A 13,840-nucleotide genomic window follows, 5' to 3' on the forward strand; every position below is an offset into this window, starting at 1 on the left:
GTTCTTGAAATTATAGAAGAAAATAATTATTATCCTTTTGGTTTAAAACATAAGGGGTATAATGAATATGTAGCAACTGGTAATAAATATAAGTATAACGGTAAAGAACTCCAAGACGAGCTATCATTAAACTTATACGATTATGGAGCTAGATTTTATGACCCTGCAACTGGAAGATGGTATACAGTTGATGCGATGGCTGAGAAATTTTCACAAATGTCCCCTTACAATTATGCAGTTAATAATCCTGTCATTTATGTTGACCCTGATGGTAATGAGGTAGAAATGTGTTGTGACGGATTAAAAGGCTTGCTAGTGGGTTTAATAGATAATGTTGCTGGAACTAATATTCGTAGTAAATATGGGGGAAGTGACTTCAATACAGGTACGAAAGTTGCTGATATGGTGTCTATTATTGGTGGCTCTATTTTAACTGGTCAGGGAATGGCAGATATGACAGGGGGAGCGGCAGGTTTAGATGCTTCTGTTACTGCAACTGCTGGCTCAGGAGGATTAGCTATCGAAGTAAGTGGACCGGCTGCAGTAGTTAGTACAGGACTTATTGCAAAAGGAGCTTTAGAAGTAACTGTAGGCAGCAACATTGTTTCGAATGCAATGAGCAATTTAAATGAGTCTGGCAAAATATATAAAGTTCCCGGAACAGATACTAAAAGTGGAGAGCCTTATATTGGTCGTACACAACAATCAAGTCCAAAGAAACGAGGAGGGGAAAATGCAAAAGATGGTAGAAACAGAACTAATGCAGAAGTCATTGACACATACGACCCAAGTAAAAAGGGACAGGGGGCCTATAAAGAGCAGAAAGCAATCGATAAGAATGGTGGTGTGAAAAGCTTAGATAATAAGAGGAACGAAGCTTCACCAGAAAGAATGAAAGAACTAAAAAAGAAATATGGGAATGGTAAATGATCAAAAAGAAATTAATGAATTTTGGAATTGGTTTATAATCAATAAAAATGAATTAGTCCCTAAAAAAATCACAGAAAGTTTTATATCACAATTAGATAGTAAAATCTTGTCAATGGGCAAGTTTAGTTGGGAAATTCGTGAAGGACTCATAAAGAATTATATGCTTATAATATCTCCTGGTGGGGATGTTGAATTGTTACCAGCGACACAAAAAATTATTGAATTTTCACCAAAAATTGAAGATTGGGAATTTTATCATTACAAGCCTGCAAAAAAATGGAATTTTCAACTTACGTTGTATGAGGAGGATAATGTAAGAAAGATTCTAGATGTAAAAGATTGGGAGTATGTGCTGTATAAATTTTCAGACGGTACGTTTGATATAATTTTCAAAGCGATTAATCTGAATGAATCATCTGAAGATGAAAAGCTATTAGTTGGAGATATAGTTTTGGAGAGTTTTTTAGGAGAAGAATTGAGTTTAAAGTTTATAAAAAACATAGAATTTGTTAAAGATTTTGATGGTGCTGATGAACAGAAAAAAGGTTCAATAACATTTTTGAAAAATCACTTTGATGAATTGCTATAAGATAATAAAGAACAGAATTTAAAAAAAAACCTCGCCATTCAGGGCGAGGTTTTTTTATGTTTTATACAATCGAAAAAGGTTTTTGATTGTTGTTATTTTTAGGGAAAAACAAGTCCTTGAAAATAAGATAAAAACATGGTATTATTAAACATGTTAAAATAAGAAAAGTTGCAGAGCTGATCCATAAGCCTTTTACACAGAGTTCATACTTTAACCATATCAAATTAGAGGTTAATAAGTTAATAACTGTAAAACTCATAAACCCGCCAATTGCAAAAGTCTTAAAGAAATATTGACCCGCTTTGGAGTCATGAAATTTTACAAGAAATTTTAGTGCTTTTTTAAATTTGACCATCCAGAAAAACATCTGAATCAAAAGAGCTGTAATAGTAATATTTTCCATAATTGGATTTTTTAAAGGGAAGCTACGTTTTTAGCAAAAAAGTCTTTAAATTTTTTATTGGTCAGCATCTTATCAATGAGTTTAAAGATGGTTTGCTTATCATCTTCTTCGAGTTGCTGAATAAGTCTCATTTGTTCAATGGCAGTTTTGTCTTCCATAATTACTTCTGTTGGAATTTTACCGTCATAATTAAGAATCTGATCCGTAGTTAACTAGAGCGTGTTTGGTACTAAATTAACCCTATTTTCGGATTTGCCAAATCATCCCAAATACAAAACCAATTTCAAATTAAGCCTAATACCCAAATTGCTTGTAGCGTGTGTTAGCAGATGTATCTTTATTTTAGCAAGAAGTTTAATTCATTGTTAAACAACTTTGAAAATTCTTCTTTTGTATTTATTTGGTTCAGAATTTGGTTAGCATATTTTGATTTTGGAATTCCTTTTTCTCTACCTTTTGCTGTTGCAATTTCTTCAATTGCATTTTTATATATTTCTACATCAATATTTTTATAATAATCTTCCAAAGAATGCTCTTTTAATTCAATAAATCTACTCCCTATATTTGATTTTACTTTTTCAATTCTCTCTTTTTCTTTTGGAGCAAATTCTTCTAAACTATCTATAATGATTTGATATTTGTCAAAGTAATATGGATTACATTTGACCAATGTGTTTAAATTTAATATTTCATTTATTGTTTCTGAAAAGTTAACAACTCTCATTGCTCCTGATGCGGAAACAAATTGTATATTCTTAATTAATTTTTTTGATTTTAAACCTTCCAAAATTAATTGAAGTGAATATTCTTCTAAAATGCAGTAATTTTCAGGATAACCAAAATCTGTTATGTCACTTCCTAACATTTGAGCAACTATCCAACTACATTGAATTCCATTATAACCACTTGAAATGTTAGTTTTCTTTAATTCTAAATCCATTGGGCTACCGTCTGAAATTAAGTAAACTTTTTGATTTTCATAATTGGCTGAACTACCTATTAAAAAAGGACTATGAGTGGAAACAAAAAAGAAAATTTTATCTCTGATTTCTAATGGAATTTCATTCAATATTTGGTCAAAATAGTTTGGAACTTTCTTTTGAAGTTCAGGATGTAAATTATTTTCAGGTTCTTCTATTATGACAAAAATTGCATCAGTATTAGATATCTGCTTTGTATTTATATTCGAAGTAAAGTTTAAAATTATCGACCTAATATCATTGAAAGCTTTAAAGCCTTGAGATAAAAAATTAAGGTTTAATAAAACTTCATCTTGTTTAAAAACTCTCTTCCCCACATCATCACTCCAAGGGTCATTATTATCAATTATTCTTTCGGCTTTTATGGGAGTAAAACCTAAATAATTGGCAGTTTCATTAATGAAATTTAGCTGGTCTTTTCCAACACTATCATAATTGAATTTATGTCTAAATATTCCATTTGCTCCTTTTTCATTCCCATTATCATCAAAGACATATAACTCAATATTTAGAGATGCTCTTTTTTCAACATGATTTGGATTTGTATTTATCCAAACTAATTTATGTTCTTTTTCATTTATTTGAAGATTTACTACACTATCAATCTTAAAAAAATGTGTCGCATTTGTTTCGTCATTTAAAAAGGATAATGCATTTAAAATGCTACTTTTACCACTTCCATTTTTCCCAACAAAATAATTAACTCTATCAAAATCTTTTAATTCTATTTGGCTTGAAATTTTTTTGAAGTTTTTTAATTTAAGTGAAATATTCATTAGGTCTCGTTTTTTTTGATATATCTGCTAACTCGTATATATGTCTGACGATCTCCGACCTATCTACCTTAAATTGGATAGCTATGGCTAAAAAATGTCATTATTCTGTTGTTTTCAAAAATAGGATTTTTATTTCATAAACCATCAAATGGACTTTTATTTATTGAATACATTTCAGGCGAAGGGCAGTGTAAATTCCGATTGTCGTGCTACTTTCATGAATGCCGTTAAATTTAAATGCCAAAATTATATATCATTCAGAATCTTTAAATCATCTAATAAAAGGTTCGAATTCTGTACCGTCAAGGTCACTATAAAAAAATGATAGCCTGCAAAGTATATATTTTGCAGGCTTTTTTATGGTTCGAAAACTTATAAAATTTCTTCCAGATTTTATAAATGTTAATATTTAAAGGAAGTTTTGGTTCGAACTCCATCATGGTTTGTTAAGTTTTATTATTCTCTTTCAAATGCCATAAAGTTAAGGTTTGGCTCGCAACATGCCCAAATACATTCTACTAGCTATTAGCACTAGTTTTTTACCATTCTCGAGGAGCAATAAGCTCTTCTCCATCAGCATTGAATCCATATGCTTTAGATATAAAGTCAAAGTCTGCCCCAATCGATTCTCTAGCACCAGTCTCAATCTCGCTATTATGCTCAAAGAATTCGTTTTGTAAATCATTAATTTTTATAGTTGCTATATGTGTTAACTTATAAAGTTCGTCAAGATCTCTAGGCGATGTTTTTTCAATATCAAGGCATAGTTCAATAAGAATTGTTTTCACTTTGTCAACGAGAAATTTTGGAAAATATGAATCATCATACATATCTTTTAAATAAGCATAACTTTTCATTTTCTCGTTTTTTAAATTTTTTGGGTTTACAATTGCGTTTTGATTTTTCACTTGATGACCATTACAAGAAAACAAAATCAGAGAAATTATTACAATAAAAAGTCCTTTCATCTTTATAAAATTAGTGCTAACATTCCGATACTATATCGGATTTGGTGTGTTGTAGCCAGTTTTTTTATTCATTTATTTTATATACTTCGTTTTTCTTCAGTGTTTTGTACCAAACAGAGAATGCTATTATATCTTCGTTATCACCCAATATTTTTCCTCGCATTTCAAAATTATCAAAAGATAACGTTAGCATTCCTTTTTCAGTTTCTCGGTTGCCCTGTCAATACTGTATCTGAAACATTTCCATCATACCTTTTAGCGTTAATAACTTTCGAGTGTAATTCTATCTTGTTGTCAAGTTCTCTAAATATGAGACTTTTTTGTATCAAGTATCCGTCAAAGTTTCCACTTGCAACCCAATCAATATACGGTGCTGTTATTCCTTCAAAATATTCCGAATCGTATTTTATACCAATCATATTTTTAAATCCTTTAATTATTCGAAAATTAAAATAATTTCTCCGTTTTCATACTTTTGAGGATAGTCGTATGGTAATTTTCCATTAAGTCTAATACTCAAATCGTTGTGCTATGTGTTAGCCGTAGCTCTTTTGTTTTTCATAGTTGGTCAATATGTTTTCTATTATATTGTAAAATACCTCCTTATTAAAATCCTTTGGCTTTCTTTTTAAGTCGTCATAATCGTTTATGCCCTCGAGTATTTTTGCTTTCAATAATTGATACTGTTGCTGTTGGTCAAGATTTTTTATCACCGAATAATCAAAGTGTTTTACTACAAGATAGTTTTTGTATTTAGTTCCGTATCTTTTATAGTTCTCCGTTTGTTTTAAAAATGTTGCAAAGCCACCATTGAAGTCATAAAGTTCAAATCCAAAGTCTATGGTAGTAACAGATTTACCGAATGTTCTGCCAGCAATCTCATTATTTATAAAATCCTGAACTTCATTAAGATCAAAATGGATTTTGCTTTTATCTACTTCTGCTGTTTCTGTCCGTAAGAAATGAAAGCGGGTGGTGTCAAAAAATTTGATGATAGCACGATCAGTTTCAGTTTGGTCTAATAACAAAGATTGGCTTTTTAAATATTGTTTATAGTCCGTACACAAATTGGTTACATTAAAATCTTTTGGCATAGGAACTTTTTGTTCTAAATATTTCACTAGAAATAAAGACGCATTAAGAACTAACTTCAATTTTTCATCATCACTTACTTTGTCAAAAAGTTGTTTGTCAATATGGGCAGACAAGTGGGCGCAAGCAGAATAAATACCATCAGTTTGTCGGCCAAAATTTATATTTGGTTCAACATAAATATCAAAACGAAAAAGTTTAATACCTAAACCATAATTTTTATCGGAAATAAAATCAAGAAATACATTTATAGCTTTTTGTTGAATTACCTCAAATTCTTTTTCAAAAATATGCTGGTTGATTAAAAACCAACATTCATATTTCTTTGTATTGTCATTTTTCATTTTAGACTTCGGTTCTGTTTATACTGTTCGTCATAGAGTTACCATTATATACATCTTACATATCTTATATAAAGTGATTATATCTGACAAATAGCAATGGACTTTTATTTTCAAAAATAGGATTTTTATTTCGTAATCGATCAAACGGGGGATTACACATCATTTAAAATCTTTAAATCCTCCATTAAGTGGTTCGAATTCTGTACCGTCAAGGTCACTACAAAATTTGAAAAGCCTGCAAAGTGTATATTTTGCAGGCTTTTTTGTGGTTCGAAAATTTAGATGATTTTTTCTCTAGTTTTGAAAATGCCAATATTTAAAGAGAATTTTGGTTCGAAGCCCATCATTGATCTTTTAAGTTTTACAATTCTCTTTTAGGTTCTAAAGTTAAGGTTTAGCTCCCATTTTGAACTCTCTCTTAAGTTACCTCATCTAGTTTTTAGCTTATCCAAACGGTTGTTAGCGGTAGTTATTTCTAGTTACTTACAAGTTCATCATTAGCAAAAGTTTGCTGTTTTATGAGTTTCCCTTTTTCATCATACCATGAAAATGTACCATTACGTTTCCCCTCTTTAAAATCTCCCTGACTTTTAACTTTGCCATTCTCATAGTAACTAGTAACTAGTCCTTCTACTTTTCCAGAAATAAATTTCATGACACCTTTTTTGTTTCCATTGGAATACCATTGTAAAATATCTCCTTCTCGAACTCCGTTATTATAAAATTCCACTTGATCTTTCTGACCGTTTTCATACCAGTTTTCACGTTTACCATCAAGTTTATCATTGATCCAATTTGCTTTTTCTTTTGGATTTCCATTTTCGTGATATGTTTCACAAGTGCCATCTTGAATTCCATTTTTCCAATGAGAAATCTCTTTGATTTGACCGTTTTCAAACCAAATTTTTACTTCTCCATTTGTCTTTCCGTTAACATGATAATTAATGTCTGAGATTTGTCCGTTTTTATAATACCAGCGATTCCATCCAGTTCCATTTACAAGTTTTTTAGTCCATTCAATTTTACCATTGTCAAAATATTTAGTCCATTCGTTACCAATCTTATGATTTTCGACATTTCCTTTTTCTAGAATTTTCCCGTTCTGAAGGTATGAAATGTAAGGTCCGTTATTAATGTAATAATGAAGTAAAGTATCAGGTTTAACTATTTCATATTCTAAAAGATTATTATTGAGATCATAATCATATATTGTGTCGATACGGTTACCATTTTTCAATTTACCTTTTTGATAAAAATTACCATTATTATAAAATGATGTAAAACTACCATCTTCTACTATTGTTTTATCACCAACAGGAACCCAAGATGCTTCACCAGTCTTTGTGTCTATCCAATATACCCAATGTTCATTTCTTTTTTCTTTGTCATTGATGTCTGCATTATTACAGCCATAAATTAAAATTGATATAAATATTATAAGTAGTTTTTTTGTCATATGGTTTCTTCTTAGGTACAATTACCGATAACGTCCTGATACTACAGAGGGTTTAGGATTAAATTAAGCTGATTCTCTGGATTTACTAAATCATTTAAATATAAAACCATTTTCCATTAAATCAGTTGTAATAGCTATAGGCAGAAGTTTTTTGTTAGTATATAAAAGTTGTTTTTGGCATTTTGTTTTCAAAGTCCAAAATTATTTTTTTATCAATTTTGTTACCATCTAATATAATTGATTTTAGTCGCTTCATTCTAAGTAAATTACTAGGAAGATTAGTCAATTCGTTTTCGTATAAATTTAACTCTTCCAAATTATTAAGTAATGAAATTTCACTTGGAAGTTCTTTTATATGATTAACACTTAAATGTATAGTTGTAAGTTTTTTACATTTAGAAAGCTTTAAAATTATACTTTTAGTATCAATTTTATCCTGTCTAATATATCCAAATGTTTCTAAATTAGATAGATTCTCAAATTCAATATTTAAATTCTTAATTTGATTATTACCTAAATTTAATTGTTTAAGATTTTTAAATCGATGAATCTTTGATAGGTTGCTTGTAAAGTCAAATTTAAACATACTTGTTAAGTCGAGTTCTTCGAGGTTTACATTATTTTCATAAAATTCCTCAGGAAAAGTTCTAATGTCATTCCACCAAATATCTAGAGTTTTAAGTTTTTTGAGTTTCGTGATTTCAATTGGGAATGTTTTAAAATTATTCATTCCAATATTTAAAATTTGAAGGTTTTGCAGTTCTTCTAAATGATTTAGTTCTGTTAAATTGTTTACGGAAAGATTTAATTCTTTTAGATTAGACAGTTTGAAGATTACTTCTGGGATTGTAGTCAGATCATTTTCTGATAAATCAACATGACAAACCAACTCTAGATTTTTGGGCAAGCTATCTAAGTTTTTGTATATTTTTTCATTCTGTAATTCACTTAACAATATTATTTTTTCGTCTTGCTTTTTTTTACAAAAAGTGATTATAAGTAGAACTAAAAATATTGTTGTTATTTGAATTTTCATAAAATTACTGCAAACCTTTACACATGTGACTTATCTACCTTAATAGTCTGCTCACAATGGACAAATATTATTGTTTTCTTGTTTTCAAAAATAGGATTTTTATTTCATGAATCATCAAAAGTGTTTTTATTAATTGGATACTTTTCGTGTAAATTTCGATGGCCTTGCTACTTTGACGAATTGAACGTAGCACAATTCAAACTAATAGTGGTATTAAATTCAAACATCATTTAAAATCTTTAAATCTTCTAAAAGATGGTTCGAATTCTGTACCGTCAAGGTCACATTTAAAAACAAAAGTCTGCCAACTATTAATCTTGTAGACTTTTCAATTCTAATGACCTTGACGGTACAGAATTCGAACCATTTAATGGCGGATTTGAAAATTTTAAATGATGTTTAATTTTTTGATTAGACGTTAATATTATTATTGATTAATCGTGTTTGTGGTGATTCAATAAAGCAGCGAGTCCTCTGAATTTTATACGCATGTCAGCGCGAAAAGCATTCAACGAATTAAAAGTTATTTTGATTATTTATAAGTTTATTATTATATATTTGATAATAAATAAACCCTGACCCTTGTCAGACATATCTACCCAATTTTGGAGTGATAAGTCTGATGTTGTCAGTAGTATATACAAGTTATGCCTCAGTTCAACAGAACTAATGCAGAAAAAAGAACATTTTTCATAATACTTAAATTTAAAAGATGATTAAAAAGGCAACAATATCATTAATGTTACTCGTATGTTTTTATTCTTGTGGTAAACAAGAAGCAAGTACCGTAACACCAGAACCAACTTACGAATACGACCCAAATTCAGAACAATATTCATATGAATCTGATACTTTAACAAAATATGAAAATGCAGTCGTAAAAAAATCAGAACCAACACTTGATGAACAATTTGAAGTATATCATTATATATATTCAAAAGGAAATGTTGTCAAAGCAGAAACAAACGTACTTTTTGTTGATGGAAAAAATGATGATTTACAAATAATCGTTGATATGCCGAACGGTAAAACTTACGAATATAATTTAACTGATAAAGTAAGCTTAGGAGTTTTAAAAGGATTGGATTCATATTTATATACTTCAGATGAAAATGATAAAATAAATGTGTTTTTTAAAAATGGACGTGAAATGATGGGAATGAAATCAGGTTCAGAAAACTTTGTTTTTATGAATACCCCAAACTATAAATTATAATAATATGGAATTTAAACTTCTAGATGATTTACTAAATGTTATTGCTAACTTAGATAGAAAATCTGATTTTAATTCTATACAAAACATTTTAGGGCTACAATATCCTTATACAAATGAAATTTCTGAACAAGTTATTTATAGTGCATTCAGAAAACTACGTAAAGATGGATATGTAACAGAAGTAAAAGAAACATTATCTAATGAAATGGGCGCAAACATTCTAGCTGAATTTATTTCTTACGAAGTGAGTTTCGAAGGAATCGTGTTCTTGAAGTTTGGTGGTTATTCACAGGAAAAAAATAACCAACTCCGAAGAGATAAGCAGGATACTCGCAATCGGAATCAACTTCTCTTTTTAAACATCGTAATTGCGCTTGGTACTCTAATTGCAGGCGTTTATTATCTGATTCAGATTTTTTGCCCTGCATAACAAATAATAAAAGTCGTTTTAAAAAAAATAATTATTTTCATAACAAATATTTTATATGTTTCTGACTTAAAAGCGGTGTACAAACTAAACCGAAAATTGTAATAAATAAAAAACCGAAGGCATAACAGTCGTTACAAGCAATTTGAGTATTAGGCATAATTTGAAGTTGGTTTTCTATCAGTAAAAACAGTCATTAATCGAAAGATTACGCATACTTAAACCCAAACTGCTTGTAGCGACAAAACGTTATGCGAGATTTTTGACCACAACATTAACCTAATTAATTCATGAAAAACATTATCTTAATAATCTTTTCTTTTGTCTTTTTGAATTGTGGAAGAAATTATGAAATCGAAGAAGACAAAGCAATTAATGATATCGTCAATGACTATCTAAAAAATAGTCGTGAATCAAATATTAATGTTGGTGAAAAAAATGTTTTTATTTCTGATGCATTGATTCCTATTTCACAGATTAAAGAAGATGATGAATTGATGTTTATCAATAATTCATTTAAACCCTCGGACTCAATAATATTTTACCAAATCGTAAATTCTAATACTTTCAAGAACTTAAAATATCGTGAGTTTAATAAAGGTAATTTACAACTTGATAAACCTTACAAACAATCAAAAAAATCTGATTTAAAAGTCACTGATGAAAATGTTTTAAAAATAATAAAGCTGTCTAGAATTTGTTTTGATGATAATATGGAAAATGGAGTAGCTGTTATTGAATATATGGTTGGAAACGAATATACTACAGAAAATGGTTATAATGGAGCTTTGTTATTAAAAAAGGTAAATAACAAATGGACGTATGTGAGATAAGAATAAAACCTCGCATAGTAGCCACTACGACGGATTTGGGTATTTGGCTTAATGGAAAGATAGTTTTGTATTTTAGATGATTTGGCAAATCGGAAAATAGGGCTTAATTTAGTCCCAAACCCGCTGTAGTGCCAGAACGTCAGGCTGTGAAAAAACCTCTGAAAATTTAGAAAGTATTCGGAGGGCTGAGGGCTACCAGAGAAAAATCTCAAATACGGGATTCTCAAAAGGGCAATTTTAGTTTTTTCACAGACTGACGTTACTGGAGACCTGTGCCAAAACTATGCAGAAGAAAATGTTCAGAAAATAAACAGTTTATTAAAAACAATATTTCAAAAATGAAAAAACTTATTTCAATAATAATTTTAGTTTTATTCTGTGGTTGTGAAAAGGAAAAGAAGGGTTGTTATACAAACTTTACTTATTCAAAAGGAAATATAAAAATGATTTATAGATTAAAATTTAATTCTTCAGATACTGTTTACTATTTAAACGATAATCCGTTTCAACAAAAGATATTAAACTATTTTATACTTGAACAGAATGAGAAGAAAATATTAGATAGTTTAATCTGCGAACTTAAATTTCCTATCAAGGATTCTGTTATTTCAAATAATCAAATAGAAGATGGAACAACAATAGCTTTTTCAATTGACAAAAAAAGATTAATGCTTCATGGTGGTAAAGGTTCTAAAGAGTTTTGGATATTTGAAAAGTGGATGGATAATTTGCAAAAGTACAAACACTTAAAACCAATAGATAGGAAAGTAAAATTTGACGAGTTTGACACAATGTTTCCTATTCCTCCTCCTATCATCAACTAGTAACTGTTAGTACAAGAACATTATATGACATGAAAGCACGTAGACGCATAGAAAAGATAAAAGGATTAACTCAATTTGACATAACTGCAGACATCGTTCCAGAAATTGGTGCAGGTGGCGTAACTTTTAAAAACGTTTTGACTGACTTTGAATATGTATTGACAAATGAACTTTTAAACAAAAAAAATCAGAAAGTTATTGAACATACATTAGATAATGAATATTTATATCTGACTCTTAGAACCAAGAATAATGAATTTAAAATTGAGATAGACATATTTTCAGGTCAAATAAGTTCAATGGTTTGTGAAAAAGGTTACCAAGGAAAACTACTAAATGGTTTTGGAATTGGTTCAAAAATTAGCGAACTTATAAAAGCAGAGATTAACTTTGGCTTTGATTTAGATCATAACTTCTTTACAAGATATCCTTTTGACGGTTTAGTAATTTATCCCCCAGTTAAACTCGTAGATAAGATTTACTGTGCTACTATTGATGGTAAAATTATTCCTGACTTTAAAATCGAAACTATTGAAATTCTCTCAATGGATTTTGCTAAAGAACACTTTAACGACACACTTTTTATAGAATTATAAAACTTTTACGTGACAGCTATTACAATGAACTTGAGTACTTTAATTTAACGGAAAATGTTTTTCTATTTGAATTAGATAGCTTAAAAGAGTTCAATGAGACTAAAATTTAACTTAGAGTCCTAAAAACAGATCGTAAAACTTAACAAATCCATGATGGGGTTCGAACCAAAATCTCCTTTAAATATAGGCCTTTTCAATCTCTAAAAGAAAATATTGAAAATTTTCGAACCAAAAAAAAGCCTGATAATCTACATTCACAGGCTTTTAACTTTTATAGTGACCTTGGCGGTACAGAATTCGAACCATTTATTAGAGGATTTAAAGATTTTAAATGATGTTTAATTTTTTGATTCGACGTTAATATTAATATTGATTAATCGTATTTGTGCTGATTCAATAAAGCAGCAAGTCCACTGAATTTTATACCCATGTCAGCACGAAAAGCATTCAACGAATTAAAAGTTCTTTTGATTACTTATAAGTTTATTATTATATATTTGATAATAATTAAACCCTGACCCTTGTCAGACATATCTACCCAATTTTGGGGTGATAAGTCTGATGTTGTCAGTAGTATATATTAGTTAGTGGCAACTTAACCCCCAAACTTCATGAAATTAGACATTGTAATTTGTAAGCAGTGCAGAAAAACAAGAGTTGAAAAATATATTTATCAAGCTTATAAGTCAGATATGGATAAAAATATTATCCAGTTTACTAAAGAAGGATTAGGAATAAGAAGTACTGCAAGAATATTAGAAATTTCAACTACAACATTATTGAAAAGAATTGTTTCAATTGCAGGAAACATTCATCAGCCGAGTATTAGCAAAGGAAAAACTTATGAAGTTGATGAAATGTGTACTTACATAAGCAATAAGCGAAATTTTATTTGGGTTGTTTATGCTTTAGAAAAAGATTCTAAAAACGTGGTAAGTTTTAATGTTGGCAAACGCACGAACAAAACATTATCTCGTGTTCTGGATACTTTAAAATTATCAGATGCTAAAAAGATATTTACCGACAGATTAAAAAATTATAGATATCTGATTGATGAGAAACTGCATTCTGTTAAACGCTTTGGCACAAACCATATTGAAAGAAAAAATTTAACACTCAGAACTCATCTCAAAAGACTAAATCGAAGGACAATCTGCTTCAGTAAAAGTTTAGTGATTTTTATGGCTGTTTTAAAGATCTATTTTTGGATTTGAGTAATAAAATAAAAGTTTATCCTCAAAATTGCACTAAAATTTAAAATGTTTTAAAAAAAAATTCAAAAAGACATCAACCAATTAAATGACACCCTACCTCCTTAAAGCCATTTTCCATTATTTAATGGCTGTATTTCTTTTCGTGTCACCTGTCGG

The 13,840-nt window shown here is 29.4% G+C and carries 14 protein-coding genes and 1 pseudogene; 8 read left to right on the forward strand and 7 right to left on the reverse strand.

The window, feature by feature from the left end; all coding sequences use genetic code 11:
- Together EV142_RS23635 and EV142_RS23640 are read left to right on the forward strand one after the other, a co-directional pair.
- Positions 1 to 930 (forward strand): RHS repeat-associated core domain-containing protein (locus EV142_RS23635; RefSeq protein ID WP_132038327.1); only part of this gene is annotated, 930 nt, incomplete at its 5' end.
- Positions 920 to 1,519, forward strand: coding sequence for a hypothetical protein (locus EV142_RS23640; RefSeq protein ID WP_134092234.1), 600 nt, complete (start codon positions 920 to 922; stop codon positions 1,517 to 1,519). The genes EV142_RS23635 and EV142_RS23640, both read left to right, overlap by 11 nt.
- A gap of 61 nt (positions 1,520 to 1,580) precedes the next feature.
- Here the strand turns inward: EV142_RS23640 and EV142_RS23645 are convergent, their stop codons facing one another.
- From EV142_RS23645 to EV142_RS23680, 7 genes are all read right to left on the reverse strand, one after another.
- Positions 1,581 to 1,922, reverse strand: coding sequence for a hypothetical protein (locus tag EV142_RS23645; protein ID WP_132038329.1), 342 nt, complete (start codon positions 1,920 to 1,922; stop codon positions 1,581 to 1,583).
- A gap of 11 nt (positions 1,923 to 1,933) precedes the next feature.
- The gene (locus EV142_RS23650) at positions 1,934 to 2,080 is read right to left on the reverse strand and encodes a transcriptional regulator (protein ID WP_132038330.1); all 147 of its coding nucleotides are present in this window, start codon (positions 2,078 to 2,080) and stop codon (positions 1,934 to 1,936) included.
- A gap of 179 nt (positions 2,081 to 2,259) precedes the next feature.
- Complete coding sequence (locus tag EV142_RS23655; RefSeq protein WP_132038331.1) at positions 2,260 to 3,678, reverse strand: AAA family ATPase; 1,419 nt, start codon at positions 3,676 to 3,678, stop codon at positions 2,260 to 2,262.
- A 539-nt stretch (positions 3,679 to 4,217) separates the two neighbouring features.
- On the reverse strand, positions 4,218 to 4,646 hold the full coding sequence (locus EV142_RS23660; protein ID WP_202978520.1) for a DUF5713 family protein: 429 nt from the start codon (positions 4,644 to 4,646) through the stop codon (positions 4,218 to 4,220).
- Between the two features lie 536 nt (positions 4,647 to 5,182).
- Positions 5,183 to 6,082, reverse strand: a complete 900-nt coding sequence (locus EV142_RS23670) for a hypothetical protein (RefSeq protein ID WP_132038333.1) — start codon at positions 6,080 to 6,082, stop codon at positions 5,183 to 5,185.
- A 475-nt stretch (positions 6,083 to 6,557) separates the two neighbouring features.
- A complete protein-coding gene (locus tag EV142_RS23675) occupies positions 6,558 to 7,538 on the reverse strand; it encodes a toxin-antitoxin system YwqK family antitoxin (RefSeq protein ID WP_132038334.1) in 981 nt (326 codons plus the stop codon).
- A 154-nt stretch (positions 7,539 to 7,692) separates the two neighbouring features.
- Complete coding sequence (locus EV142_RS23680) at positions 7,693 to 8,574, reverse strand: leucine-rich repeat domain-containing protein (protein WP_132038335.1); 882 nt, start codon at positions 8,572 to 8,574, stop codon at positions 7,693 to 7,695.
- Between the two features lie 712 nt (positions 8,575 to 9,286).
- Between EV142_RS23680 and EV142_RS23685 the strand changes: the two genes are divergently transcribed.
- The 6 genes and pseudogenes from EV142_RS23685 to EV142_RS23710 all read left to right on the forward strand — a co-directional run.
- Entirely contained in the window at positions 9,287 to 9,790 is a 504-nt protein-coding gene (locus EV142_RS23685; RefSeq protein ID WP_132038336.1) for a hypothetical protein, read from the forward strand.
- A gap of 4 nt (positions 9,791 to 9,794) precedes the next feature.
- Complete coding sequence (locus EV142_RS23690; protein WP_132038337.1) at positions 9,795 to 10,220, forward strand: hypothetical protein; 426 nt, start codon at positions 9,795 to 9,797, stop codon at positions 10,218 to 10,220.
- 287 nt (positions 10,221 to 10,507) lie between these two features.
- The gene (locus tag EV142_RS23695) at positions 10,508 to 11,050 is read left to right on the forward strand and encodes a hypothetical protein (protein ID WP_132038338.1); all 543 of its coding nucleotides are present in this window, start codon (positions 10,508 to 10,510) and stop codon (positions 11,048 to 11,050) included.
- 338 nt (positions 11,051 to 11,388) lie between these two features.
- On the forward strand, positions 11,389 to 11,874 hold the full coding sequence (locus EV142_RS23700) for a hypothetical protein (RefSeq protein WP_132038339.1): 486 nt from the start codon (positions 11,389 to 11,391) through the stop codon (positions 11,872 to 11,874).
- 29 nt (positions 11,875 to 11,903) lie between these two features.
- The gene (locus EV142_RS23705) at positions 11,904 to 12,470 is read left to right on the forward strand and encodes a hypothetical protein (RefSeq protein WP_132038340.1); all 567 of its coding nucleotides are present in this window, start codon (positions 11,904 to 11,906) and stop codon (positions 12,468 to 12,470) included.
- Between the two features lie 632 nt (positions 12,471 to 13,102).
- Positions 13,103 to 13,684 (forward strand): annotated as a pseudogene (locus EV142_RS23710) (IS1 family transposase); the annotation flags it as partial.
- Between the last annotated feature and the right edge of the window lie 156 nt (positions 13,685 to 13,840).

It is taken from the genome of Flavobacterium circumlabens, from assembly GCF_004345565.1.
Lineage (GTDB): Bacteria > Bacteroidota > Bacteroidia > Flavobacteriales > Flavobacteriaceae > Flavobacterium > Flavobacterium circumlabens.